The sequence below is a fragment of the Paraburkholderia sp. JHI2823 genome, assembly GCF_038900695.1.
In the GTDB taxonomy this organism is placed as follows: Bacteria; Pseudomonadota; Gammaproteobacteria; order Burkholderiales; family Burkholderiaceae; genus Paraburkholderia; species Paraburkholderia mimosarum.
This window is the reverse complement of record NZ_JAYMRY010000457.1, coordinates 1-241: the sequence shown is the minus strand read 5'-3', so window position 1 is coordinate 241 and position 241 is coordinate 1. Positions and strand designations below refer to the sequence as shown.

Genomic DNA, 241 nt, shown 5'->3' with positions numbered 1-241 from the left:
GCAGCTCGTGGTGGTTTGGAGCCCGCTCCTGCAAGCCGACTCCGAAGGGCCTACCTTCATCTCCAGTAAAGCACCGCAAACGTCGATGCACTGACGTTCGCGTTCTTGGCACACCCCAACAATTTCCTTTGCGACTCATCGAGCAACGCATACCGTATTGCGTCAGCTTGCGCTGGAAGTCGTCGCTGGCATATTGGGCTACCCCTGTCCGAATGATGCAGCGCGCCGGTCTCGGGCCGGC

General features: G+C 59.8%; 1 pseudogene. It reads right to left on the bottom strand.

Annotation, left to right across the window (positions count from 1 at the left end):
• Positions 1 to 115: 115 nt before the first annotated feature.
• Positions 116 to 241: pseudogene (locus VSR34_RS39385) on the bottom strand (DDE-type integrase/transposase/recombinase); the annotation flags it as partial.